The organism is Epilithonimonas zeae, assembly GCF_900141765.1.
GTDB classification, from domain to species: domain Bacteria; phylum Bacteroidota; class Bacteroidia; order Flavobacteriales; family Weeksellaceae; genus Epilithonimonas; species Epilithonimonas zeae.
The window spans coordinates 887,593-911,323 of the sequence record NZ_FSRK01000002.1; the positions used below are offsets into that span (position 1 = coordinate 887,593).

At 34.4% G+C, this 23,731-nt stretch carries 23 protein-coding genes; 12 read left to right on the forward strand and 11 right to left on the reverse strand.

All coding sequences use genetic code 11. The annotated features are described in order from the left end of the window. The first annotated feature begins 47 nt into the window (after positions 1-47). From BUR19_RS15860 to BUR19_RS15880, 5 genes are all read left to right on the forward strand, one after another. Complete coding sequence (locus BUR19_RS15860) at positions 48-1,118, forward strand: hypothetical protein (RefSeq protein WP_074236400.1); 1,071 nt, start codon at positions 48-50, stop codon at positions 1,116-1,118. A 336-nt stretch (positions 1,119-1,454) separates the two neighbouring features. Then, complete coding sequence (locus tag BUR19_RS15865; RefSeq protein WP_083600799.1) at positions 1,455-2,651, forward strand: glycosyltransferase family 4 protein; 1,197 nt, start codon at positions 1,455-1,457, stop codon at positions 2,649-2,651. Positions 2,652-2,673: 22 nt separating this feature from the next. Beyond that, a complete protein-coding gene (locus BUR19_RS15870; protein ID WP_074236401.1) occupies positions 2,674-4,425 on the forward strand; it encodes a T9SS type A sorting domain-containing protein in 1,752 nt (583 codons plus the stop codon). Between the two features lie 202 nt (positions 4,426-4,627). After that, a complete protein-coding gene (locus BUR19_RS15875) occupies positions 4,628-5,218 on the forward strand; it encodes a hypothetical protein (RefSeq protein WP_074236524.1) in 591 nt (196 codons plus the stop codon). 67 nt (positions 5,219-5,285) lie between these two features. Beyond that, on the forward strand, positions 5,286-6,149 hold the full coding sequence (locus BUR19_RS15880; RefSeq protein WP_074236402.1) for a mechanosensitive ion channel family protein: 864 nt from the start codon (positions 5,286-5,288) through the stop codon (positions 6,147-6,149). Between the two features lie 78 nt (positions 6,150-6,227). On the opposite strand, the gene sucC is transcribed toward BUR19_RS15880, so the two are convergent. The 3 genes from sucC to BUR19_RS15895 form a co-directional block, all read right to left on the reverse strand. Next, complete coding sequence (sucC, locus tag BUR19_RS15885) at positions 6,228-7,418, reverse strand: ADP-forming succinate--CoA ligase subunit beta (protein ID WP_074236403.1); 1,191 nt, start codon at positions 7,416-7,418, stop codon at positions 6,228-6,230. 226 nt (positions 7,419-7,644) lie between these two features. Next, positions 7,645-8,031 carry a DUF423 domain-containing protein gene (locus BUR19_RS15890; protein WP_074236404.1) on the reverse strand — a complete coding sequence of 129 codons (387 nt, stop codon included), beginning with the start codon at positions 8,029-8,031 and terminating at the stop codon, positions 7,645-7,647. A gap of 178 nt (positions 8,032-8,209) precedes the next feature. Continuing rightward, positions 8,210-9,538, reverse strand: coding sequence for a hydroxymethylglutaryl-CoA reductase, degradative (locus BUR19_RS15895; RefSeq protein ID WP_074236405.1), 1,329 nt, complete (start codon positions 9,536-9,538; stop codon positions 8,210-8,212). A 110-nt stretch (positions 9,539-9,648) separates the two neighbouring features. Between BUR19_RS15895 and BUR19_RS15900 the strand changes: the two genes are divergently transcribed. Together BUR19_RS15900 and BUR19_RS15905 are read left to right on the forward strand one after the other, a co-directional pair. Continuing rightward, complete coding sequence (locus BUR19_RS15900; protein ID WP_074236406.1) at positions 9,649-10,287, forward strand: hypothetical protein; 639 nt, start codon at positions 9,649-9,651, stop codon at positions 10,285-10,287. 135 nt (positions 10,288-10,422) lie between these two features. Next, complete coding sequence (locus BUR19_RS15905; protein WP_074236407.1) at positions 10,423-11,679, forward strand: putative DNA modification/repair radical SAM protein; 1,257 nt, start codon at positions 10,423-10,425, stop codon at positions 11,677-11,679. Here the strand turns inward: BUR19_RS15905 and BUR19_RS18750 are convergent. Further along, positions 11,676-13,106: a S41 family peptidase gene (locus BUR19_RS18750; protein ID WP_083600800.1), complete on the reverse strand. Its 1,431-nt coding sequence runs from the start codon at positions 13,104-13,106 to the stop codon at positions 11,676-11,678. The two genes, BUR19_RS15905 and BUR19_RS18750, sit on opposite strands and share 4 nt — an antisense overlap. A gap of 64 nt (positions 13,107-13,170) precedes the next feature. Then, entirely contained in the window at positions 13,171-13,992 is an 822-nt protein-coding gene (locus tag BUR19_RS15915) for a helix-turn-helix transcriptional regulator (RefSeq protein WP_074236408.1), read from the reverse strand. Between the two features lie 134 nt (positions 13,993-14,126). Between BUR19_RS15915 and BUR19_RS15920 the strand changes: the two genes are divergently transcribed. The 4 genes from BUR19_RS15920 to BUR19_RS15935 all read left to right on the forward strand — a co-directional run bounded on the left by BUR19_RS15920 (position 14,127) and on the right by BUR19_RS15935 (position 17,986). Next, positions 14,127-14,891: a TIGR03915 family putative DNA repair protein gene (locus BUR19_RS15920; RefSeq protein WP_074236409.1), complete on the forward strand. Its 765-nt coding sequence runs from the start codon at positions 14,127-14,129 to the stop codon at positions 14,889-14,891. Positions 14,892-14,962: 71 nt separating this feature from the next. Further along, a complete protein-coding gene (locus BUR19_RS15925) occupies positions 14,963-15,472 on the forward strand; it encodes a YceI family protein (protein ID WP_074236410.1) in 510 nt (169 codons plus the stop codon). 378 nt (positions 15,473-15,850) lie between these two features. Next, entirely contained in the window at positions 15,851-16,678 is an 828-nt protein-coding gene (gene ygiD / locus BUR19_RS15930; protein ID WP_074236411.1) for a 4,5-DOPA-extradiol-dioxygenase, read from the forward strand. A 132-nt stretch (positions 16,679-16,810) separates the two neighbouring features. Further along, a complete protein-coding gene (locus BUR19_RS15935) occupies positions 16,811-17,986 on the forward strand; it encodes a peptidase associated/transthyretin-like domain-containing protein (RefSeq protein ID WP_074236412.1) in 1,176 nt (391 codons plus the stop codon). 80 nt (positions 17,987-18,066) lie between these two features. On the opposite strand, the gene BUR19_RS15940 is transcribed toward BUR19_RS15935, so the two are convergent. The 3 genes from BUR19_RS15940 to hutH all read right to left on the reverse strand — a co-directional run bounded on the left by BUR19_RS15940 (position 18,067) and on the right by hutH (position 20,629). Then, the gene (locus BUR19_RS15940; RefSeq protein ID WP_074236413.1) at positions 18,067-18,516 is read right to left on the reverse strand and encodes a GNAT family N-acetyltransferase; all 450 of its coding nucleotides are present in this window, start codon (positions 18,514-18,516) and stop codon (positions 18,067-18,069) included. A gap of 78 nt (positions 18,517-18,594) precedes the next feature. Then, positions 18,595-18,861: an immunoglobulin domain-containing family protein gene (locus tag BUR19_RS15945; RefSeq protein WP_074236414.1), complete on the reverse strand. Its 267-nt coding sequence runs from the start codon at positions 18,859-18,861 to the stop codon at positions 18,595-18,597. A gap of 277 nt (positions 18,862-19,138) precedes the next feature. Continuing rightward, positions 19,139-20,629 carry a histidine ammonia-lyase gene (gene hutH, locus BUR19_RS15950; RefSeq protein WP_074236415.1) on the reverse strand — a complete coding sequence of 497 codons (1,491 nt, stop codon included), beginning with the start codon at positions 20,627-20,629 and terminating at the stop codon, positions 19,139-19,141. Positions 20,630-20,722: 93 nt separating this feature from the next. On the opposite strand from hutH, the gene BUR19_RS15955 reads away from it, so the two are divergent. Continuing rightward, positions 20,723-22,027, forward strand: coding sequence for a serine hydrolase domain-containing protein (locus BUR19_RS15955; RefSeq protein ID WP_175565924.1), 1,305 nt, complete (start codon positions 20,723-20,725; stop codon positions 22,025-22,027). Positions 22,028-22,040: 13 nt separating this feature from the next. Here the strand turns inward: BUR19_RS15955 and BUR19_RS15960 are convergent, their stop codons facing one another. Genes BUR19_RS15960 through BUR19_RS15970 form a run of 3 tightly spaced genes read right to left on the reverse strand, consistent with a single transcriptional unit; the run spans position 22,041 to position 23,639 of the window. Then, positions 22,041-22,439, reverse strand: coding sequence for a lysozyme inhibitor LprI family protein (locus BUR19_RS15960; RefSeq protein ID WP_074236417.1), 399 nt, complete (start codon positions 22,437-22,439; stop codon positions 22,041-22,043). A gap of 16 nt (positions 22,440-22,455) precedes the next feature. Beyond that, positions 22,456-22,986, reverse strand: a complete 531-nt coding sequence (locus BUR19_RS15965; RefSeq protein WP_074236418.1) for a YfiT family bacillithiol transferase — start codon at positions 22,984-22,986, stop codon at positions 22,456-22,458. Further along, positions 22,986-23,639, reverse strand: a complete 654-nt coding sequence (locus BUR19_RS15970) for an SGNH/GDSL hydrolase family protein (RefSeq protein WP_074236419.1) — start codon at positions 23,637-23,639, stop codon at positions 22,986-22,988. The genes BUR19_RS15965 and BUR19_RS15970 overlap by 1 nt, the downstream gene beginning before the upstream one ends. Between the last annotated feature and the right edge of the window lie 92 nt (positions 23,640-23,731).

A 23,731-nucleotide genomic window follows, 5' to 3' on the forward strand; every position in this document is an offset into this window, starting at 1 on the left:
CATTCATTATTTTAGCATTAGATTAGAATATTAGCAAAAGCCCTGATATGAAAAGCAAAGAGTGGTTATTCCCCGTTATTTTATTGGTTTACCACCTGACCTTTGCCATAATAGCCTGGGAGTACAGCCAGCAGCACCCCAGTGATGCTGTTAGATATTGGATGCTGGAAGAAGAATGGTCAGATTATCTTCATTGGGGAACAGATGTTATTAAACTGATCAGTTACCCTTTTTCATCCGTTTTGCAATGGCCATTTTGGACAGGTTTTTTGCTGTACAGCCTAATCGGTTTCTTTGCAATATGGGAATTTTATAGTTTCTCATTAAGATACATCAAACCATCAGGGAAGTGGGAAAAAGGATTGTTAATTTTAATTTTCTTACTGCCTAATCTCCATTTTTGGACTTCTGTTATCGGGAAAGAACCTGTTGTTTTTTTGGCAATTACATGGATCATTATACAAAATAGTCATAGGAAATACGTCAGCATTAAAAATATTTTGGGCTGGTTGCTTCTGGCTTCTGTTAGACCGCACGTCGCAATGTTTCTCCTCATGGCAGTATTATTAGGAATGCTTTGGGAGAATAGAAAATGGAATTGTAAAAAGTCAATAGCGATAGTTGCGAGTGTCTTGACAATATCCGGATTATACCTGATGACAATGCATTTACTGAACCGAAATCCTTTGGATATAGCTTATATTCTGGAGAGAAATAGAGCCTCATTAGTAGCTTTCAAAAGAGCAGGATCGTACATCTCAATGATAGATTATAATTGGATAGAAAGAGTATTTGCACTCAATTTCAGGCCATTGTTTTGGGATGCCCGGTCAACCTATGATTTTATTTTAAGTGTAGAAAACCTTTTGGTAATAGTATTGTTGCTGACATCAGTAGTTGTTTGGGTTAAAAATGCTAAACATATAAAATGGGATTTTTTTGCAAAGATTTCCATATTATTTTTCGCCATCGCTTCTCTGTTTTATATCCAGCGTTATGCGTGTCTCGGAATCTTCGTCCGAACCAAAATAATGTACTTGCCATTTTTGCTAATCGTTGCCATCAAAATAATAGTCAAAACTGCAAAAAAAAAATATTTACTAATCAAAAAAGAATAATGATAATGTCATTTTGATTAGGGATTTAAAGAATCAAACTTAATTCATATGTGATAAATATTTGGAAAAAAGTGTTATGCAATTTCCTATTTCGATTAAGGGTAACTCTTAGTGTAATTCCTTAATTATCTTTTGCAGAATTAATGTTTAATAGAATTCTAGTTGAGATTGGGTTAATTTTAATAACTTTTTATTTAATGAACCAAAGGTTTAAAATGAAAAACTTTATTACCGCGTAAAAGACAATCAAACTTTCCAAGGTTACAACTCTCAAGCCCTGCAACTCACATCTCTCAACCCCAAAGCCTTTTCCTATCTTTGTAAAAAAATTTTTAAATGGCAAAACTCTTCCGCATTACCACAGTTCCCATTTCTGTAGAAAAATTATTGGGCAATCAGCTTACTTTTATGAACCAACATTATGAGGTAACTGCTATTTCATCCGATAAAGAATATCTAGATAGAGTAGGAACCGATTTGGGAATAAGAACCCATGCCATCGGAATGACGCGTCAGATTACACCTTTTCATGATTTGAAATCTCTTTGGCAGATGTACAGGTACATCAAAAAAGAAACCCCCGAAATTGTACATACCCATACACCCAAGGCCGGATTAATTGGGATGCTGGCAGCCAGACTCGCAGGCGTTAAAATCCGTCTTCATACGGTGGCAGGCTTGCCATTAATGGAGGCAGAAGGTCTTAAACGAAAAGTGTTAAATGCAGTAGAAAAATTGACCTATGCTTGTGCAACAAAAGTTTATCCCAATTCTCAGGGATTATATGATTTTATTATAAAAGAGAAATTAGTCAAAGCAGAAAAACTGAAAGTAATAGGCAACGGAAGTACTAATGGTATTAATACTAGCTATTTTGATCCGGCTTTATATTCTCATAAATCCAAACAGGATTTGAGAAAAAACCTTGCTATAAGAGAGAATGATTTCGTCTTCGTATTTGTAGGAAGATTAGTTAAAGATAAAGGAATCAATGAGTTGGTTTCGGCCTTCAGATCCCTCCAGCCTCCAAATCCTCCAGCCTCCAAATCCTCGCATCCTATCACCCTTGAACCATCACCCCTCCGCACCCTTAAACTCCTTCTCGTAGGTCCGTTTGAACAAGAATTGGATCCTTTATCCGATGAGGTACTTCAAGAGATAGAAACAAATCCGGATATCTATTGCGTGGGCTATCAGAGTGACGTTCGGACATATTTTTCAATAGCAGATGCATTAGTTTTCCCAAGTTATCGGGAGGGGTTTCCTAATGTGGTTATGCAGGCGGGCGCAATGGGACTTCCATCTATAGTTAGTGATATCAATGGCTGTAATGAAATTATCGTAAATAAGGAAAATGGACTGATTATCTCTGTCAAGAATGAAATCGCAATTCAAAGCGCGATGAAACAGTTGTCATTAGATAATCAGATGTACAAAAGAATGAAAAATAACAGCAGGACTATGATTAAACAGCGTTATGAACAGAAAGTAATTTGGGAGTTGATTCTTAAAGAATATAAAAGTTTTCTCTAAGTTTTTTTTAGAATCATATTTTATGGAATGGAATAATTTATATAAACATATTATTTATAAATTTGCAAAAAAAAGTATGGGGAAAAATATACAAATATGGATAGCCTTGTTGCTGGTCGTTGGACTTAAGGGGCAAACAACGACTTGGAATGGGACAGCGTGGTCTGCTGGTGTTCCTAATGCGAATGTAGATGCGATAATAAATGGTAATTATAATGTCAGTGCAAATATAGCTGCGAAAAATTTTACAATTAATTTTGGACATACTTTTACAATTGCAGAGGGATTTCGCCTCTTGATTTCTGGTGATTTTGTAAATAATGGAACAATTGTTGTCAATAATGATGCAATACTGACACAACTTTCTGATACTTCGACATACTCTGGATCAGGGAATGCAATAGTTAAAAGAGAATCCAATTTAAGAAAAAATGATTATACTTTTTGGAGCTCACCAGTAAGTGGACAAAATTTATATAATTTTTCTGTAGGTACTCCAACTAATTATTTCTTCAGGTATAATGAGCCAGATGACAGATTTGTTACCTTAGGTCTTAATACAACATCGGTTTTTGAACCGGGAGTTGGTTATGCTATTAAAGGAAAAAATACATACTCTACAACAACACCTGTTAATGAAATTTTCACTTTTAATGGTATACCAAATAATGGAAATATTAGTGTTACTTTAAGACGAAGCACAGGACTGGATAAAGGTTATAATTTAGTAGGTAATCCATATCCTTCTAACATTGCCTTCAAAGTTGTTTATAATAATGCGGGTAATAAAAATTCTATTTTTAATAAACAATGGTTTTGGACTAATTTAAATGAAATTATTAGTCAGCAAGGTTCTAATTATTCTGGAAACAATTATGCCACTTTTGTCTCTGGTGTTGGAGGTGTTGGGCCAACATATATTTCTGGTAGTATTGAAGAAATTACCTTAAGACCGTTGTCTTACACAAAAAGTAGTCAAGGTTTTTTAGTACAAGCAAGACGAAATAATGCTATATTAACTTTTACAAATTCTATGAGAGTATCTACAACTACGGGTTCTATTTTTTATAATAAATCAGAAGATGATGAACCAGAAGAGGAAATACTAAATAGATATTGGTTAAAATTTATCAATCCTGACAATATTGCAAATAATATTTTAATTGCTCATATACCAGAAGCTACAAATGATTTTGATGAAGATTATGATTCATCTCTATTTACTCTTGGTAGTGATTCATTTTATTCAGTTATTGGTACTAATAAATTACAAATTCAAGCACGTGCTTTACCAATACAAGATTCTGATGTAATCATATTAGGTTATAAAAATTCGAAACAAGGAACTTGTGTAATAGCGCTTAATGATAAGGAAGGAGTTTTCAAAGATTCTTCAAAAGCAATCTACCTGAAAGACAAGTTAACGGGTACGGTAACCAATCTACAACAAGGATACTATACGTTCACAAGCGATGTAGTAACCGTAGAAAATGAAACTAGATTTGAAATTCTATATGCTAATGATGTACTTGCTGCTGGAAATGTAACTAAAGAAGATTTGCTGGTTTATAAGCAAAATGATGCATTGATGGTTAAAAATAATTTCAATATTTTTAAAGCTGAACTATATGATGCTTCAGGAAAATTGATTACTTCGCTTTCTGGAAATAACACTAAAGAAATCAAACTAAGTACAGTTGGATTCGTGAAAGGTGTTTATATGTTGAAGATTACTTCTGAAAAAGGTATTACAACTAAGAAAGTTATCTTATAACAAATCATTAAATTATAATTAAAGCCAATCTGAAAAGATTGGCTTTTTATTTTGATAAGAAAAGCTCTTTATTTTTAAATATTTTGTTTCAAGTTAATTTTCATTAATACTTCTTTTAACGATTTCTAAAGCCAATTTCTTCTAATGGCACAAGGTTTGTAAAATTTAAAAAAGATAATTATTAATGAAAAAATTTAACAATATGAAAAAATTATTATTAGGAGCATTTGTGGCCGGAGCAGGATTGTTATCAACAGCTAATGCACAAATACAGGAAGGAAACTGGATGGTTGGTAGTAGCTTAGTTACAAGTAATTTCGGATTGAATACTGGCGCGGGTTACGACTTCTCTATTCAGCCAAAAGCAGCTTATTTTATTAAGGATAATGTAGCACTTGGGGGTTATGTGAATTTAGGATTTGCAAAGCCTGGTAAAGGAGAAGCTACACAATTCAATTATGCTGTTGGCGCTTTAGGAAGATATTTCTTATCTCCAAATGAGCAAGGTGTTGACAATCTATTGAATCACGGACGTTGGTTCTTCGAAGGTAATGTAGGGATTGGAGGAACTTCTGTAGAAAACGGAATTTCGACTAATGGCCTTGATTTCGGAGTTGGACCTGGATATTCTTACTTTATTACACCAAACATAGGCGTAGAAGGATTAGTGAAATACAATGGGGTTACAGGTTTTGGTAATGAAGGCTTGACTTCCAAAATTACTTTCAATGTTGGTTTCAGTATTTATTTGCCTTCCGGTCAAGCGAAAAGAATTGCCAACGAAGCAAAATAAAAACTTATCTTTATAAAATATATCAAACCGGCTTTTGTCGGTTTTTTGTCTTAAATTAGTAGTCGTTATGGAATATTTTCACACCGTTTATGCCGTTTTACAAAGATGGTATATCAGTTTCGCAGAACTCACACCTAGGTTGATTGTCGGGATTTTAGTTTTTCTATTCTTCCTGATGACAAGTACATATCTAAGTAGATGGTCTGTGAAGTTATTTCACAAATTTTTTCCAAAAACAAAGAATGAATCTGTAGTCACTCTCATATCGGTATTCAAATTTCTGATTATTCTGATGGGAACTTTTATCGCATTAGAAATAATGGGATTCAGCGGATTTTTTATGAAATTCCTCGGAAGTTTAGGAGTAGCGGGGGTGATTGCTGGGGTTGCTTTGAAAGACTTAGTATCAAGTATTTTCTCAGGAATGTTGGTAAGTGTTGACAAAGCCTTTAAAATAGGAGATTATGTAACGATTGGAGGTAATTCAGGAACAGTTCAAGATATTGGATTATTAACAACCAAATTGATTACTGATGATGGTAAGAAAGTTTATATTCCGAATCAGGTGATTTTTAATTCGCCGTTTTTCAATATTACAGCATCGCCGCAGCGTAGAATTATTTTTAATTTAGAAATTCCTGTTGGCGAAGATATTGATAAAGCTAAAAATGTCATTTTAGAAACAATCAAAACATTAGAACACGTTGATAAAGCTGATACAACGGATGTTCTTTTAACAGATGTCAAACAAGGCGTGTTCACATTGCAGGTCAAATTCTGGCTGGAAATAGGAAGCGATTTTGGAAGGCTGAAAAGTATCGCAATTATCAAAATCAATGAAACCCTAATGAAAGAAGGAATTAATCTTGTCACGCCAACAAGCATTAATATTACCAATGTAGAACAAAATCCATCAGAGCATAAAGAATAATTATAAATCTAAATTTTACAAAAAAGAAACCCGACTCATTACTGAATCGGGTTTTCTATTTTATTTTAAAATCTCAGCTTAAGCTAAAACTTCTTTTACTTTATTTGCTGCTTCTTCCAAAGTAATTGCAGAGTGGATTGGCAATCCAGCTTCGTCAATCAGTTTTTTAGCTTCTACAGCGTTGGTTCCTTGTAATCTTACGATTAATGGAACAGGAAGGCTTCCCATAGCGTTGTAAGCATCTACAACACCTTGAGCAACTCTATCACATCTTACGATTCCTCCAAAGATGTTGATTAAGATTGCTTTTACGTTCGGATCTCTCAAGATAATTCCGAAAGCAGTCTGAACTCTTTGCGCATCAGCCGTTCCACCAACGTCCAGGAAGTTTGCTGGATTTCCGCCAGACAATTTGATGATATCCATAGTTGCCATTGCAAGACCAGCACCGTTTACCATACAAGCAACGTTTCCGTCCAACTTCACGAAGTTAAGACCAGCTTCACCAGCTTCAACATCCAATGGATCTTCTTCTCTTGTATCTCTTAACTCAGCAAGATCTTTGTGACGGAACAATGAGTTACCATCCAAAGTTACTTTAGCATCTACAGCGATAATTTTGTTGTCAGAAGTTTTCAAAACCGGGTTGATTTCGAAAAGAGAGGCATCAATTCCTACGTATGCGTTGTATAATGAAGTGATGAATTTTGTGAATTCTTTGAAAGCGTTACCTTCCAATCCAAGACCGAAAGCAATTTTTCTAGCCTGGAAACCTTGTAATCCGTAAGCTGGGTCAATTACTTCTTTGTGAATCAAATGCGGCGTTACTTCAGCAACGTGCTCGATATCCATTCCACCTTCAGTAGAATAAACGATAGTGTTTTTTCCCAAAGCTCTGTCCAAAAGGATAGAAACATAAAATTCTTTAGTTTCAGTTTCTCCAGGATAATATACATCTTCTGCTACCAATACAGAGTTTACTTTTTTACCTTCAGCAGATGTCTGAGGTGTAATCAATTGCATCCCGATAATATTGCCGGCGTTTTCCTTAAGTTTGTCCATATTCGGAGAAAACTTAACACCTCCACCTTTTCCACGTCCACCAGCGTGGATTTGAGCTTTTACAACCCAACCTTGTGCACCGGTTTCAGCAGTTAATTTTTCAGCGGCAGCAACTGCCTCATCTACGTTGTTTGCAACAAAACCACGTTGGATGTTAACCCCGTATTTTGCTAAAATCTCTTTTGATTGATACTCGTGAAGATTCATAATATATTAATGATTAATTTTTAAATTTTATAAGACGCACAAATTTAAGAAAAAGTGACGAATTACTTGATATAAATGTCTGATTGAAATCAGTTTTCAAAATAATCTGGGTGTGTCCCTCGCCAGCGCTTTTTCCAGCCGCTTGGGTCGCTACGTTCGCTGCAATTCCTCATTCCGAGGCTTGCCCAAAGCTTATTGCGGGATTTCCGCTATCATCGCTCACACATTAGAATTTCGTCTTAGCAAAATACCAAATCAGCATTCCCCAAGAGATGATCATAAACAAACCTCCAAGTGGTGTGATTGGACCAAGAAATTTCAGATTAATGCCCCAATAATCCTGAAAACTCAAGAAATAAATACTTACCGAAAACAAGAAGGCACCAGCAATCATCAAAATCGAAATCCACTTTTCAGATGAGGTTTCAAATTTCAAAATATAACCGACAATCAACAAAAAGAAAGCCGCATACATCTGATAACGAACACCCGTTTCAAAACTTTCCAGTCTTTCGATTGATAATATTTTTTTGAAGGCGTGCGCACCAAACGCGCCAAGAACTACAGATAGCAAACCGTAGATTCCGCCTATTATTAGAGTAAAGTTTTTCATTTTTTATAATTCTCCTTTTTGATTTAAAATAATAATTCTTCCAACCAGCGTAATGATTCCTAAGATGATAAAAAGCCAAGCAAATCTTTTGGAACTAGCAAAACCTTGATTTTTTGTCAACTTTAGAAATATTCCAAAAACAAGTATAAAAGCTGAAAGTGCGATTCCAAACATAATTTTATTTATTTCTCAATTTTTCCAACTCCGAAATCACCTCGTGATGACTCACCGTTTTGTCTTTGAAATAAGTCACAAAATGCTGTTTTTCTTCTTCCGTTGCACCAAACTGATTCAAGATATTGAAGAGGTGCATTTTCATATGACCTTTCTGGATTCCCGTCGTCACCAAAGAACGAAGCGCGCCAAAATTCTGCGCCAATCCGGAAACTGCCAAAATACTCATCAATTCCTGAGCAGAAGGTTTTCCAAGTAGTGCCAAAGAGAATTTTACCAACGGATGAAGATTCGTCAAACCACCAACTACACCAACCGAAATCGGCAAGTCAATCCAAAATCTGAAAATCCCGTTGTCCGTTGTGCAGTGCGTCAAAGAAGAATATTTTCCGTTTCTCGCAGCATAAGCGTGCGCACAAGCTTCCGTCGCTCGAAAATCATTTCCTGTTGCGATGACCACAGCATCAACACCATTCATAATCCCTTTGTTGTGCGTCGTTGCTCTGTAAGGTTCAATCTCCGCAATCGTCACAGCACGTTTGAATTTCCACGCAAATTCTTCGTTAGAAATTCCGCTGTCATCTTTCAAATCTTCAATTTTGCAGGAAACTTCAGCTCTTACGATGCAATCTGGCGTGTAATTGGAAAGGATATTCATCACAATCTGCAACGAATCTTTTTCTTCCTGAGTGAAACTTTCTTCGTTGGCAACTTCTTCTTTCAAAGTCTTCCCGAACTGTTCCAGACAAGAATTAATGAAATTCGCGCCCATAGAATCTACAGTGTCAAAACTCGCTTTCAATTGGAAATAATCTTCCAGTTCCAAAGTTTTATCGATGAGTTTGATGTCAAGGATTCCGCCGCCACGGTTGCGCATATTTTTGGTAATGTCTTCCGTTGCTTCCAACAATTTTTTCTTCAGTTTAAAATTGAAAAAATGCAAAAGTTTATGAGCCTCAGTTTTGAAAATAAAATGCGTGTGACCCAGCTTTTCTGTATTGATAATCGTTGTTTTGAAACCACCTTTGTCAATCCAGAATTTTGCCGCTTTACTCGCTGCTGCCACCACCGAACTTTCTTCCACTGCCATTGGAAGCGCAAATAATTTCCCGTCAATTAGGAAGTTGGGAGCGATTCCGTATGGCATATAAAAATTGGAAATCGTGTTTTCAGAAAACTCGTCGTGCATTTTTTGCAGATTAGAATCGTTGTTCCAATATTGTTGCAGAATCTGCTCATAACTTCTGTCGTTGCTTAGATATTCGCTGATTAGCCAATCGATTTTTCTTTGTTTGGAAAGTTTTGAAAATCCTTCAACAGGTTGATGGTTCATAGGGAAATTTTATGTTTGTAAAGATAAGGATTTTGAGAGATTGTGATGGGATTGGTTTTATATAATTAGCAATTTTATAAGCACGATTTCGTTTAATTTAAAAATAACTAATGAATCGATATCTCAAAATAATTAAATATACAGCTATAGGAATTTTAGGAGTATTTATAATTCTAGTTTTATCCATTTTTATTTTCTATAAATTTTTCTATTACAGTGAATTTAATTCGATAAAAAAAAATCTTCAAAAAAATGATAAAGTAGAAATCATAAAAATGTGGGGAAATGAAGATGTAACATTCGAAGATATAAATGTTGTTTTAAAAGTGAAAAATAAAGGAATTCTATCGATTTACGGGATAAGCAAAGATGTTAATCATTTCCCCGAAAGTGTTTACATAACCGAAATTGGAAAATTCTCATTTGTTAATTTTAGTTGCCAAAATTCAATGAGTTGGAACTTGAATGTTGGAACCGAATCAGATTTTGGAAAGAAAACAGGGATTGTATTTAATAATGTTGATGACGTAATTAATCACTATGATGACATTAATAAATATGTTGAATCTTTTAAAATTTTTCCTGAATATAATTATCTAAAATCAAATGGAAATCCTGAAAGCATTCTTTTTATAAATAGAGGTGATAATATGAATTATGAGAATTTAAAAAAATATTATAATTCTGAATGTATTGCCGATTTGCAAAATGAGATAAATAAAATAGGGATTACTAAACCGTGTAGGTAATAAGAGATTGAATTTAACAAAAAAAAAAATTTCTGTTAGTAACTTAATTCAAAATATCTATCAACAAATCCTTCAAATGGTTTTATTTTTGACATTCATTTAAAAGAAAATTCTTCTAAATAAAATTCCCAAAATATGAACTTCGACCGCACAAAAGAAAAACTGGAAATACTTGCAGACGCTGCTAAGTACGACGTTTCTTGCTCATCAAGTGGCGGTAAAAGAAAAAATAACGGTGGCTTGGGCGACAGTTCGGCAAGCGGAATTTGTCATACTTATACAGAAGACGGACGTTGTGTTTCGCTTCTCAAAATCCTTTTGACCAACCATTGCATTTACGATTGCATCTACTGCGTTTCCAGAAAATCGAATGACATCAAACGCGCCGCTTTCACAGTGGAAGAAGTGGTGGATTTGACCATCAGTTTTTACCGCCGAAATTACATCGAAGGTTTGTTTCTAAGTTCTGGGATTTTTAAAGATGCGGATACGACGATGGAACGCTTGGTTCGGGTTGCAAAAAAACTGAGAAATGAACATAACTTCAATGGTTATATTCACTTAAAATCAATTCCTGGAGCAAGTGATATTCTGATGCAGGAAGCGGCACTTTACGCTGACCGACTTTCCGTAAACCTCGAAATCCCAACCGAATCTGGATTGAAGCTTTTGGCTCCGGACAAAAACCGAGAAGATATGTTGCAACCAATGCGAATCGTTCAAAAAGGTATCCAGCAATATAAAGATGAAAAGAAAATCATCCGAAGCACTCCTAAATTTGCGCCAGCCGGACAATCAACTCAAATGATTGTTGGAGCAACTAATGAAAATGATTTGCAAATCATCAAGGTAGCTGACCATTTCTATAAGAATTACGGAATGAAACGCGTCTATTATTCGGGTTACATTCCTGTGACGTCGGACAATCGTTTGCCGGCAATCACGGCGGAAGTTCCTGTTTTGAGGGAAAATCGTTTGTATCAATCCGATTGGCTGATGCGTTTCTACGGTTTCAAAGCAGATGAGATTTTAGATTCCAATATGCCATTCCTGGATTTGGAAGTTGACCCGAAACTGAGTTGGGCTTTGAGAAACTTAGGCCAATTTCCAGTTAATCTTCAAACTGCAGATTATAAAATGATTCTTAGAATTCCTGGAATTGGTGTGAAAACGGCACAGAAAATTGTGAGTGCAAGACAATTTCAAGTTTTGAGTATTGACCATCTTAAGAAACTTGGTGCAGCGGTAAATCGAGCGAAATATTTCATTGATTTCACTTACGGAAATCCATTTTTGAAACACTTAACAGATTTGAATTTGAGAAAATTAATTATCGGTGGAAGTCAATCCAAATTTCAGAATCAGTTTTCCCAGCAGTTGACTTTGTTTTAATTTTCCAAATATTCTGTTGCAAATTTTATCCAATCTTCAACGCTTTCATCAAGATATATATCTGGCTGAACTCCAATATTGTCAATTGGATAATCCGGCAATCTGAAAGATTTGTAAGTAGGCATCAGTAGTTTATAATTGTCACATCCGTATTCAAAAAACATCGCATTAGCATAATCCAAAACTCCTGAAGATGGGATTCCCATAAGTTTTACTTTCTTACTTTGTTTGGCGTTGAGGAGAAAGTTTTCGGCCGCACTTCCTGTATGATTATTGGCTAAAACGACAATTTGAGAAGGACTTTTAGCGGCAGGAGAAACCGAACTGATATTGACTTTGTTCTGATTATAATTAACATATTTCCCAAGATTGGCTTTTAGCAATTTCAGTCTGCTATTGATATCGCTGATTTCGTCTTTATTCTTTATGCTGTCTTTTTGAACTCCGAGTAAATAATTTTCCATTGTTTTGATTAAAGTCGGAGAAGCCAAATATTCTGCTCCCACATTTCGCACAGGATTGGTTACCAGATATGGCAGAATTTTTTGATAAGCATTATCTGTTCCGCCACCGTTATCTCTGACATCAATGATTAGAAATTCCGAATTTTCCAATAAAGATTTATTCTTTTCAATCAGCTTTTCAATCGTATTGACAAACATATAACTGAAATACTGCATTTTGATTATGGTGGTTTTAGGAGTCAGTTTTTTGATGTAAAATCCATTGATTTCATTTATTTTGTCCTCAATTTCGTTTTCATTCAAATTTGATTGAGGAAAGGTTCTTGTAAATGCAGATTTAATATCGTTAAAATACAAAAGACTATTGTCTATCATTTTGTAAGTCCCTTTTTGGGAAGAATGGTCTTGCATATAATATTCATAAGTTCCGTCTGCGAATAATCGGAATTTTACTTCGTTTGATTTCCAGAATTTCGGATTCGCTTTTATGATAAAACCGACAGATTCTTTTTCGTTTAGCTTTTTGATTCCAATTTCATAACTATCATCTTTCCAAATCCCTTCGAAACTATTTTTCTGATTTTGAACTTCCTTCCTGAATTTTTCAACATTAATATTAAGAGGTTTCGATACATTTTTTGAGGAAACATTATTAGAAATTTGTGGTGTTGAATTTCCATTTGGAAGAACCCAAATATGTCTGTCTTTAAAAAATCCGGTGTAGCTTTTCAGTATTTCCAGACAATTATCATCAGATTTAGCTTCAGCAGACGCTTTTAGTGCATTTTCTTTTATATTATTGTACAATAATTTGTCTTTAGTTTTAATATCAAAGCCTGGATATTCGCTTTCAATCTTTGAAATTATTTGTTGCAAAGTCTCATTACAACTGCATTTTGTCTGTGCATTAGCGAAACCGAAAAATAAAAAAAGTGGTAGAAATAAAAAGACTTTGGTTTTCATTGATAAAATTTTTCAGCAAAAGAAATCATTTCTGAATTTCAAAAATTGTAAAAATCATTCAATTTTAATCTTTGTTATAAATCCAAGTCAAATCTTTTTGGTTCACAGAGATTTTTTCTGCTAATTTTTTTGGCGAAAATCCTGAAAACATTTTGAAATCTTTGATGAAGTGTGCTTGGTCATAAAACTGATTCTGATAGGCAACCGTCGTCAAAGAATTGTTAGATTGAGAAAGGTCACTCAATACATTTCGAAATCGCAATGTTTTAAGGTAAGATTTTGGATTTTGTCCCAGATTATTTTTGAAAAGTCGGAACAATGTTGCTTCACTGATTTTAAGACTTTTGGAAAGTTCATCGATACTAATCATATTATTTTGATTAATGAGCATCAAAGCTTCTTTCATTTTTCCAGAAACAGAATCGTTTAATTTTTTAAGAAGCAGAATTTCCAGTTCATTGGCTCGTTCAGAGAAATCAGCGATTTCGAATATTTTTTCTAAAACATTTTTATCCGAAGAGAATATTTCATCAAAAACAGAATCGGAAAACATCAGTTCATCGTAAGATTCTTTGGTAAAAGCTCTTAACGCAGAAGGCTGAAAAATAATACAAATCTGACTAAGCGAAGCATCAATATTAACCTGAAAAGGCTTTTTATGAAATCCGTAAAACCGACTTGTAAAAGCACTTCCGACGTTCACTTCACACAAATTGTTTTGATTATTATAAGAAATTTTATTTTCCTTATAAATTGCGAGACAAAGATTGCTGTTGGGAAAAGTCGTGTAAGTTAAAAAATCGTGATTCGCTTTTTCAAAGAACAGAAAATACTGAACATACTTTTTCAGAATCTCATTTTTTGGCTTTATGATTACTGAATTCATTGTATGATTTTCTTTTTTAAAATATTTTCTGTCGTAAATTTGGAAAACTGTTCCAGAATGTAAATTTAATAAACTTTTATTTCTGATAAAGCTTTGGAAAGACTTTTGAGTTAATAAAACTTAGAAAAATTAAAATGACAACTCTTCTCTACGACGGCAGTTTCGATGGCCTTTTCACAGCGATATTCGAAGTTTTTGAATACCGTTACAAAGATGTGGAAATCAAAAACAGAGAAACTTTCCAGCAGGAAAATATGTTTGCGGAGATTCACGAAGTCATTACTCAGCAAGAAAAATCCGAAAGAGTTCTCAATAAATTAGAACAAAACATTGGCAAGTCAGGAATCAGTCAATTAATCAAAGTCTATCTTTCCGAAGATTCAGAATTAGAACAACTCATTTTTTCTGCGGTAAAACAATCCATCAAACATCCAAATGATAATATCCTTCAAAATTTCGCCAACGATGAAATTCTGAAAATCTCAAAAATCTGCAAATCCGTCAGTCGGGAAAGACACAGAATGACTGCATTTGTAAGATTCGAGAAAATGCAGGACGATATTTATTTTGCGAAGATTGACCCCGATTTCAATGTGTTGCCTTTAATCCGAAAACATTTCAAAGACCGATACGCAGACCAGAAATGGATGATTTATGATTTGAGAAGACATTACGGATTGTTCTACGATTTGGAAAACTGCGAATTCTTTTATCCCGATGAAAAATTGAATCTCAATCAATACAAAGAAAAATTCCACGACGAAGAGAAGAAATACCAAACGCTCTGGCAAAGCTATTTTACGAAAACTAACATCAAAGAACGCAAAAATACAAAGCTCCACATTCAGCACGTTCCGAAACGTTATTGGAAATATTTGACCGAGAAATACAATTCTTAACTTACATCAATGTGAGGGAAACCTGACCGGCCTAAATTTGCATCATAATTAACAACAAAATATTAAAAATTATGGCAACTAAATGGTTATTAGACCCAACTCATAGCGAAATCACTTTCAAAGTAAAACACTTGATGATTTCTAACGTAAAAGGAGAATTCACAACTTTCAACGCAGAGATTGATGCGGAAGATGATACATTCGCAAACGCAAAAGTTTCCGCTTTCATCGATACAGATTCTATCTTCACAAACAATACAGACAGAGACAATCACTTGAAATCAGCAGATTTCTTCAACGCAGAAGCTAACCCAAAAATCACTTTCGAAGCTTCAACTTTGAATGGTGATGTTACAGGAAACCTAACATTGAACGGGATTACAAAAGAAATCACTTTGGACGTTGACTTCGGAGGAATCAATTCTGACCCTTGGGGAAATACAAAAGCAGGTTTCTCTTTCGAAGGAAAAATCAAAAGAAGCGACTTCGGTTTGACTTGGAACGCAGCATTGGAAACAGGCGGTGTAATGGTAAGCGAAGAAGTTAAAATTGCAGGAGAATTGCAATTCGTAAAACAATAATACATCATAGTATTTTTTATAGTTTGAGTTTTTAAAGTGTGAACAAAGGCAACTTTGTTCACGCTTTTTTGATTTTAATTGTAATAATTTGGGCAGCTTTTTCCGCCTTCCGCTCCCAATCTTTTTTGCAGAAAGTTTCCAGATAAATAGAATTTGAGCACAAGCAAAAAAGGATTTCCGCTCAAGTCGGGCTGCAGATTCTACATAAAAACAAGATTTGTCAGAAACACAGTATTGTCATTCCGTAGGAATCTAGACTGTTGAGATTCCTACGGAATGACAAAAATTATGTTGAATTTAAAATCTATTCAATCCACCAAATCTGCGAGAAAATAAAATACTTTTTACATTAATACATTTTACTTTTTACAAAAAAAAATGAACCTCAACGACCTTTCAAAAATATCTGACAATTTCAAAACCACACAAAAAATGCCCGTTCTATTCCTAGGACACGGCTCTCCGATGAACGCCATCGAAGAAAATATTTTTGTTCAGGGATTCAGGAATATCAGCAAAGAAATCCCAAAACCAAATGCCATCATTTGTATTTCTGCGCATTGGTTTACCAATGGAACTTTTGTCACGGCGATGGATATGCCCAGAACCATTCACGATTTTGGAGGTTTCCCGCAAGCCTTGTTTGATGTTCAGTACCCCGCAAAAGGAAATCCGGAACTTGCTAAAGAAACTGCTGGTTTACTAACTCCGGTTTTGGTGGAAGAAGACCACAATTGGGGATTGGACCACGGCGCTTGGTCGGTATTGCGACATCTTTATCCGGATGCAGATATTCCGGTTATCCAGTTGAGTATCGATTATACAAAACCACCACAATATCACTTTGATTTGGCAAAAAAATTATCCAGACTTCGTGAGAAAGGAATCTTGATTATCGGAAGCGGAAACATTGTCCATAATCTCCGATTGATTGACTGGAAAAATATTGATACTGTTGGAGCAGGCTGGGATTGGGCGATAGAAGCTAGAGAGAAAACCAACAGCTGGCTTCTGGATGGCGATTTCCAAAAACTCATCGATTATCAAAAACAAGGTTTGTTTCTCCAACAAGCCGTTCCGACACCAGACCATTTTCTGCCGATGATTTATAATCTTGGTTTGAAGGAAAAATCAGAAGAATTATCATTATTCAATGACTCGTTAATTGGCGGTTCTTTGAGTATGACATCGATAAGAATTGGATAAATTTTAATTAATTCCTTTTTATAACTAAAAAATTAGTAATATTGTTTTAATGAAATCGCCATAAATACAAAAACAAATACCTATGAAGATTAGGCGATTGCATATGTCCATTAGAAAAATAAATATCTTCATATGAAAAGAATATTACTTTTTTGCGTATACTTTAGTTTTGTCTGCTGTTATTTTGCTCAGATTATCTCAGGAAAAATCCAAACTGAAACTGGAAACGCTATTTCTGATGTGAATGTTTATCTTGACGGAACTAAAATCTCAACCACATCTACTAATGACGGAAGTTTCCAATTAGATGTTCAAGGACAGAAAAGCGGAAATCTGATTTTCCAGAAAGACAGCTACGAAACCAGTATTTTTCCACTTAATCAAGCGATTGGAAAATCAGTAAAAGTAATTATCAATCCAGTTAAAGAGATTAAAGAGGTTGTTATAATTCCTTATACAGAACAGGCTTACAAAAATTTTATTAATTATTTTCTGGATAAATTTCTTGGATTTGATAGGGAAGGAGTTACGATTAAAAATCAACGAACGCTCAAATTTTCTTATGACAAGAAAAATCAATTTCTGAAAGTGAAAGCACCACAGACTTTGATTATTGAAAATAAAAACCTGGGTTATACACTTCAATATAATCTTATCAATTTTGAAGCGGACTTTAAAAAGAAAACGACAAGCTATCTTGGAACTTCATTCTTTAAAGAGAATAATAGTAAGAAAAATACCATTCTGAATCGGATGAATGCATATAAAGGAAGTCTGATGGATTTTCTACGAAGCCTTTATAATAACGAATTAGAGCAAGAAGGTTTCATCGTCAATCACGCCAAAAGAATAAAAAATCCATCATATCCAACAGACGCCGAACTGCAAAAACTTCAAGACCATTTCGAAATTGTGAAAGCTCAGAAAATCTCCAATGTTCCTTGGACGGATGAGTTAGAAGCCATTTCCCGGAAGAAAAGTAAAAATTCCGAGTTTGTAATGGCGATTCTAAAAACGAAAATGAAAGAATCCGATTTCACTAAACGAAAAGATGGTAGGTTATTTATTGATTTCGAAGATTTGCTGATGGTGAATTATCAAAAATATTTTTACGAAATCAAGAAAGGCGAATTTGTAAAAGCCAACACATTCTCCACACAATCTTCAATCATTCATCCGGAAGCTTTGGAATTTGAAGTGTTTCCTGAGGGTAATACTTCGGAACCGGATTTGTTGATTTTGGAAGAGAATTTTTCTAATCAAAATGTTTCGAAGATGCTGCCGCTAGATTATACTTTTGGAAATTGATTTTTATAATTATTTCTCGCAGATTGGGCTGATTTAATTTCCATTATTATCTGCTTAATTTGCAAAATCAGCGAGAAAAATCATTCCAACTCTTTCTCAAAACAAATACTATTCTCAACGCCAATATATTGACCGTAATTTGGAATGACTTTGTATACGCATTTATTGTAAAGCGCAACTGCTTCGACTTGTCTTTTTCCTGTTTCCAGAACTGTTTTTTCGTAACCCAATTCTTTTGCCCAAGTTTCTAATTCCTTTAAAATCAAAGAAGCCAAACCTTTTCCACGTTTTTCGGGAAGCGTAAACATTCTTTTGACTTCCATAGATTTTGAATCCATCTCTTTTATTGCACCACAAGCAACTGCTTCATCATTATCAAAAATCACAACGCAATTTTTCAGCAAATCGATTTTGTTATATTGATGATAAAAAGCGTGTTCATCACCATCCATTACTGCAAGATAAGCATCCAATTGTTTTACTAATTTTTGAAAGTCTGGATTTTCGGAAGTTGTTCTGAGGGTTTTCATTAATTAAAAGTAATGAAATATATTAAAAAAATAGCCAGAAGATATGATCTTCCGGCTAATAAATGTATTCCGAATATTCTATATTCTTGTAATACCCGTAACGTGAGGTTGTCCGTTAATAGGCTTGTAAATTTCCACAATTGCGTTCCAAATTACATCGGATGGTGGTATACTTGCTGTGCATTTGTAACGGTAATTGGTTCCATTAACTAATTGTGTTGATACTTCTGTAGGAGTATATTTTACTCCAACAAATCCTCTTAGAGCTTCACTGAATATTTGTTGCTCTTCCGATGTAAGACTATGAAACGCCGTCCATCCGCCAACTGTTAGTTCTTCTGTCATGATTAATTTGTTTTAGGTGTCCTACTCTTATGGCCTTTCGGATACGCCCCGTTTTTGGTGGTTTCTGGTCTCCATGGTTAGAATTTTTTTAAATCAAGGTGTCTTTTTGTGATCACAGGACAAAGCTATTGTAGATTACTTATATATTTAAGAGCATATATACCTAATTTTTATTCATAGGTATAATTACTTAATGCATTTATTATCAATTTGATAAAAATGAAAATCCCCCAGTTAAACTGAGGGGTAATTTAATTTTTTGAAAAATATTTGTCAATTATATATGGACTTGAAATTTCTTCTCTCTAATCAACTCCGCAATCTTCAAAATATCTTCACCAATCAATCTGTCATTTTCCAGTTTTGGAACAACAGAACGAATTAATTCATAGTTCTTCTCAACAATTTTAGAACATTTCGCCGGTCTTCGGAATTCTAAGCCTTGGGCTGCGAACATTAACTCAATCGCTAGAATATTTTCCAAATTACCTAAAATCTGATTGAATTTTCGACCGGAAATACTTCCCATAGAAACGTGGTCTTCCTGACCTAAACTTGTCGGTATAGAATCTGCCGAAGCTGGAAAGCAAAGTGTTTTGTTCTCTGTTACTAAAGCTGCACTCGTATATTGAGGAATCATAAAGCCGGAATTGAGTCCAGAACTTTCTACTAATAATTTCGGTAAACCATATTTTCCTTCTAATAAAAGATAACTTCTTCTATCGGAAATATTTCCTAATTCTGCAGCTGCCAAAGAACAATAATCCAAAGGCAAAGCCATCAATTGTCCGTGGAAATTACCTCCGGAAATCGATTCTTCTGCACTTAAAACAATGGGGTTGTCGGTCACGGAATTCAGTTCTGTTTCTGCCATTTGTTTCAGGTGTTCAAAGGCATTTCTACTCGCGCCGTGAACCTGCGGAACGCATCGCATAGAATACGGGTCTTGAACTCTATCACAGAATTCGTGAGACTTGAGATTATCAGAATCTTTAAGGAAATTTCGCATTCTTTCCGCTACTTTTTGACTTCCGTCAAATGGGCGAATCTCGTGCAATTCTTTCTTGAACGGGCTTGATGAACCTCGGTAAGCTTCCAGACTCATAGCTGCAGTCAAATCGGCCAAATCTAAAAGATATTCGAATTTTGTAAGACCTGTAATGGCGTGCGCTAAAATAAACTGAGTGCCATTAATCAATCCCAAACCTTCTTTCGGACCGAGTTTTAAAGGTTGAAGTTTATGTTTCTTCAAAACTTTAGCAGTTTCAACAGTTTTATCATTTTCCCAAACCTGACCTAATCCCAAAAGCGGCAAAACCAAATGTGCCAATGGCGCCAAATCTCCTGAAGCACCAACAGAACCTTGCTCTGGAACAACCGGAATAATATCCAGTTCCAACATCAGAATCAATCGCTCAATAACATCTAACGAAACACCCGAAAATCCTTTCGACAAAGCGTGGATTTTGGAAATCATCATTATTTTGGAAATGTTCTTATCAATCGGTTTTCCTACACCTACAGCGTGAGAAATAATCAAATTATGCTGAAGTTGTGCTGTCTCCGATTCTGAAATCTTAGTGTCGCAAAGTGGTCCAAATCCTGTGTTGATACCATAAACAGTTCGGTCAGATGCTACAATTTTCTGAACATTCTGTTGGGATTTTATGATTTGTTCTTTTGATTTTTTATTGAGTTTTGCTTTGGAAGGATTTTTTAAAATCTCTAAAACATCCTGATATTTAAATTGGTCGATTCCGTAAATCATCACTGAAAAATTTTGCCTAAAAATACACTTTTCGGAAGGAATTATAAAAAGGATTTTATCTTGAATATTAGATTTATTTTATATTTTTAAATGATGAAAAACTATTACCTATTAATTCTCTTATTTAGTCAGCAGATTTTTGCTCAGACAATTCATAACAAAAGTAAACTTGATAGTGTCTATGACGCATTTGGAACTTATGACAAAGCGATGTTCCGAATCAAAGTTCAAAAAGAAGGAAGGGATATCTATGAAAAAAATGTTGGTTTTGCTGATTTGGAAAATGAAACTGTTCCGGATGATAATACTAAATATCGAATTGGTTCTGTAACCAAAACTTTCACTGCAGTTTTGATATTCAAAGCGATTGAGGAAGGGAAACTAAAACAAACTGACAAGCTTTCCAAGTTTTTCCCGAGAGTCAAAAATGCAGATATTATACAGATTTCTAATTTATTAGAACATACAAGTGGAATTAGAAGTTATGATAAATCGAAATTCTATGATGAATTGAAATACAAAAGCTATTCAAAAGAATTGCTATTAGAAATGATTTATAGACTACCTTCGGATTTTCCACCAGATTATAAGTTTTCTTATTCTAACACAGGTTTTGCTCTTCTAGGATTAATTTTGGAAAATGTTTATGGAAAAAATTATTCGGAAATTTTAAAAGAGAAAATTATAAATCCGCTGAACTTACAAAATACTTCTACAGGAAATTTGGCAGACGAAAAAAATAACGAAGCCAAATCTTATGTTTATTATAATAACTGGAGAAAGAAAGAAAATTTAGAACTTAACAATTTTCTAGGAGCAGGAAATATTGCTTCCACGCCTTCGGATATTAATACATTTTTGAAAGCTTTATTTGATGGAAAATTAGTTTCTGAAAAATCTCTTGTCCAAATGAAAAATTTGCAGAAAGGATTGTTTCGCTATCCTTACGAAAGCAAAAATATGTATGGACACACAGGTTCTGTTTTAGGTTATCTGACATTTGCGCTTTATATTCCGGAAGATAAAATTGCCATTTGTATTACAGAAAACGGAGTGAGATACGACATTGGCGATATCTTGGAGTATGTTCTTAATGATTTGTATAATGACAAATATGAAGTGCCTGATTTTAAAAGAATCAAGCTTAGTAACCAGGAATTACAGCAATTTGTAGGGAAATATAAATACTCGGGCTCTTCTACAGATTTGAATGTTTATATTAATAATGATAAACTTTATATACAGCAAGATGATTCTCCTGAAGTTTTGATTGAGGCTAAGGAAAAAAACAAATTTGTTTACGATACAAACAAAGTAGAATTGTTATTTTCTCCCGAGAAAAAGAAAATGACTATGATTACCAAAAGAAATACTTACGTTTATAAGAAAGTAGATTAATTACAGTATAGCTTTAATAATCAAATTGTTCATCATATTCCTTCAGTTGCAACGCTCTTTCTTTGATGATTTGTAACTTTTTGTTTTCAGAAATCACTTGAAAAATTGTTCCTTTTTTGACGTCAAGATAATACTTATTGATTAATTTGAATTCGGAATCTCGGAAAGAAATCCAATTTCTCTGTGCTTCCAACAATTCCTTTTTTGCTGTATTGTTTAATTTATGATTTAGTGAAGTATAAGACTTATTCAGTTCCTTGTCCCAAGATTGTTGAGCAGAAATGATACAGTTTCTTTGACCGGCCGTCGAGTTATCCTGGTTAAGGCATTTTTCCAAGGTATGGTCTATTTTGTTTTGAGCCAAAGGAAAAATAGTTGCAAATAGAAAAAAAATGACGATTGACTTTTTCATAATTTTATTTTTAGATTCACTCAAATTTTAATTCTTTTGCCTGACGAATATGCGCCAAATGATGCTGACAATGCCAGCCGTAAATCAAGATATTTTCTCTGAGCGAAATTCTTTCCGATTGTTCAGGATGAATGAATTCTTTATTCAAATCTTCTTCAAGCAAAGTTTTCAAAAGATATACCCATCTTGTATGCAAAGCTTCCAAAAGCTGTAAAGAAACCAAAGGCGAAAGCTGATTGTCCGGTAATTCTGCCCAAAGACTTTCCTCGTAAGGTTTGATGGTTGGAACATTTTCCGTCAATGCTAATTTGAACCTCATATAGCTATTAATATGACTGTCAGCGCAATGATGAACCACTTGAGTAATTGTCCAACCGTCCGGTCTGTATCTCAATTTTAAATCTTGTTCATCGAGATTTTGAATCTCAGCTTTGACAACATTGGGAAAGTTTTCGATTTCAAAAATAGCAGAATCGATGACTTCTTTGGAGATAGATTCTGACTTGATGAATTTTCCGACTGGATATTTTAATTCTTCTAAATTCATTATTTCAAATTCTTCATCAGGATTGCTTCCATTTTTTCATAACCTAATTTGTTCGGATGGATTCCGTCCTCAGCAATTTCTTTAGGCAAACCATTTTTTTCGTCCTTTAAAACTGAATGGTAATCCACGTAAGTGATATGATTTTTCTGAGCGTAATCTTTTATCATTTTATTCAATGCAATGACTTTATCGGCTGGTTGCATATCTTTTCTCCAAGGGAAATCGTAAGCTGGCAATGCAGAGCATAAAACTACTTTGATGTTATTAGCTTTTGCCAGTTCTGCCATAGAAACAATATTTCCGAACACTTTATCCAAAGAAATCGGACCTTGATTTTCTGCAATATCATTAGTTCCGGCAAGGATAATAACACGTTTAGGTTTCAGTTTGATCACATCTTCCCGGAATCTCAAAAGCATCTGCGAAGTCACTTGTCCGCTGATTCCTCGTCCTACAAAATTATTTTTGGTAAAAAATCCTGGGTCTGTGAAGAACCAACCTTCTGTGATAGAATCTCCCATCAAAACAGAATTTGGAGCAATATTTTGAGAAAGAACTTCTTGGTTTTGTTTTTGATATCTGCCGAAATTGGCAAAGTCTTGAGCTGATAGCATTGTGGAAAGTATAATAGATGCGAAGGTTAAGAATTTCATATTTTCTAAATTTGATTATCAAATATATGAAATAAGAATAATGATAAATTTATTTCTTAACATTTAGCTGAGCAAAGCACTTGGCGACCTTA

Excerpts from the sequence above, each read along its gene's own strand:
- BUR19_RS15875 (WP_074236524.1), top strand. The coding sequence starts at position 4,628 with ATGAAAAAATTATTATTAGGAGCATTTGTGGCCGGAGCAGGATTGTTA.
- BUR19_RS15870 (WP_074236401.1), top strand. The coding sequence starts at position 2,674 with ATGGAATGGAATAATTTATATAAACATATTATTTATAAATTTGCAAAA.
- BUR19_RS15895 (WP_074236405.1), bottom strand. The coding sequence starts at position 9,538 with ATGAACCATCAACCTGTTGAAGGATTTTCAAAACTTTCCAAACAAAGA.
- BUR19_RS15925 (WP_074236410.1), top strand. The coding sequence starts at position 14,963 with ATGGCAACTAAATGGTTATTAGACCCAACTCATAGCGAAATCACTTTC.
- ygiD (WP_074236411.1), top strand. The coding sequence starts at position 15,851 with ATGAACCTCAACGACCTTTCAAAAATATCTGACAATTTCAAAACCACA.
- BUR19_RS15865 (WP_083600799.1), top strand. The coding sequence starts at position 1,455 with ATGGCAAAACTCTTCCGCATTACCACAGTTCCCATTTCTGTAGAAAAA.
- BUR19_RS15890 (WP_074236404.1), bottom strand. The coding sequence starts at position 8,031 with ATGAAAAACTTTACTCTAATAATAGGCGGAATCTACGGTTTGCTATCT.
- BUR19_RS15920 (WP_074236409.1), top strand. The coding sequence starts at position 14,127 with ATGACAACTCTTCTCTACGACGGCAGTTTCGATGGCCTTTTCACAGCG.
- BUR19_RS15900 (WP_074236406.1), top strand. The coding sequence starts at position 9,649 with ATGAATCGATATCTCAAAATAATTAAATATACAGCTATAGGAATTTTA.
- BUR19_RS15935 (WP_074236412.1), top strand. The coding sequence starts at position 16,811 with ATGAAAAGAATATTACTTTTTTGCGTATACTTTAGTTTTGTCTGCTGT.
- BUR19_RS15965 (WP_074236418.1), bottom strand. The coding sequence starts at position 22,986 with ATGAATTTAGAAGAATTAAAATATCCAGTCGGAAAATTCATCAAGTCA.
- BUR19_RS15880 (WP_074236402.1), top strand. The coding sequence starts at position 5,286 with ATGGAATATTTTCACACCGTTTATGCCGTTTTACAAAGATGGTATATC.
- BUR19_RS15970 (WP_074236419.1), bottom strand. The coding sequence starts at position 23,639 with ATGAAATTCTTAACCTTCGCATCTATTATACTTTCCACAATGCTATCA.
- BUR19_RS15940 (WP_074236413.1), bottom strand. The coding sequence starts at position 18,516 with ATGAAAACCCTCAGAACAACTTCCGAAAATCCAGACTTTCAAAAATTA.
- BUR19_RS15915 (WP_074236408.1), bottom strand. The coding sequence starts at position 13,992 with ATGAATTCAGTAATCATAAAGCCAAAAAATGAGATTCTGAAAAAGTAT.
- sucC (WP_074236403.1), bottom strand. The coding sequence starts at position 7,418 with ATGAATCTTCACGAGTATCAATCAAAAGAGATTTTAGCAAAATACGGG.
- BUR19_RS15905 (WP_074236407.1), top strand. The coding sequence starts at position 10,423 with ATGAACTTCGACCGCACAAAAGAAAAACTGGAAATACTTGCAGACGCT.
- hutH (WP_074236415.1), bottom strand. The coding sequence starts at position 20,629 with ATGATTTACGGAATCGACCAATTTAAATATCAGGATGTTTTAGAGATT.
- BUR19_RS18750 (WP_083600800.1), bottom strand. The coding sequence starts at position 13,106 with ATGAAAACCAAAGTCTTTTTATTTCTACCACTTTTTTTATTTTTCGGT.
- BUR19_RS15945 (WP_074236414.1), bottom strand. The coding sequence starts at position 18,861 with ATGACAGAAGAACTAACAGTTGGCGGATGGACGGCGTTTCATAGTCTT.
- BUR19_RS15955 (WP_175565924.1), top strand. The coding sequence starts at position 20,723 with ATGAAAAACTATTACCTATTAATTCTCTTATTTAGTCAGCAGATTTTT.
- BUR19_RS15960 (WP_074236417.1), bottom strand. The coding sequence starts at position 22,439 with ATGAAAAAGTCAATCGTCATTTTTTTTCTATTTGCAACTATTTTTCCT.
- BUR19_RS15860 (WP_074236400.1), top strand. The coding sequence starts at position 48 with ATGAAAAGCAAAGAGTGGTTATTCCCCGTTATTTTATTGGTTTACCAC.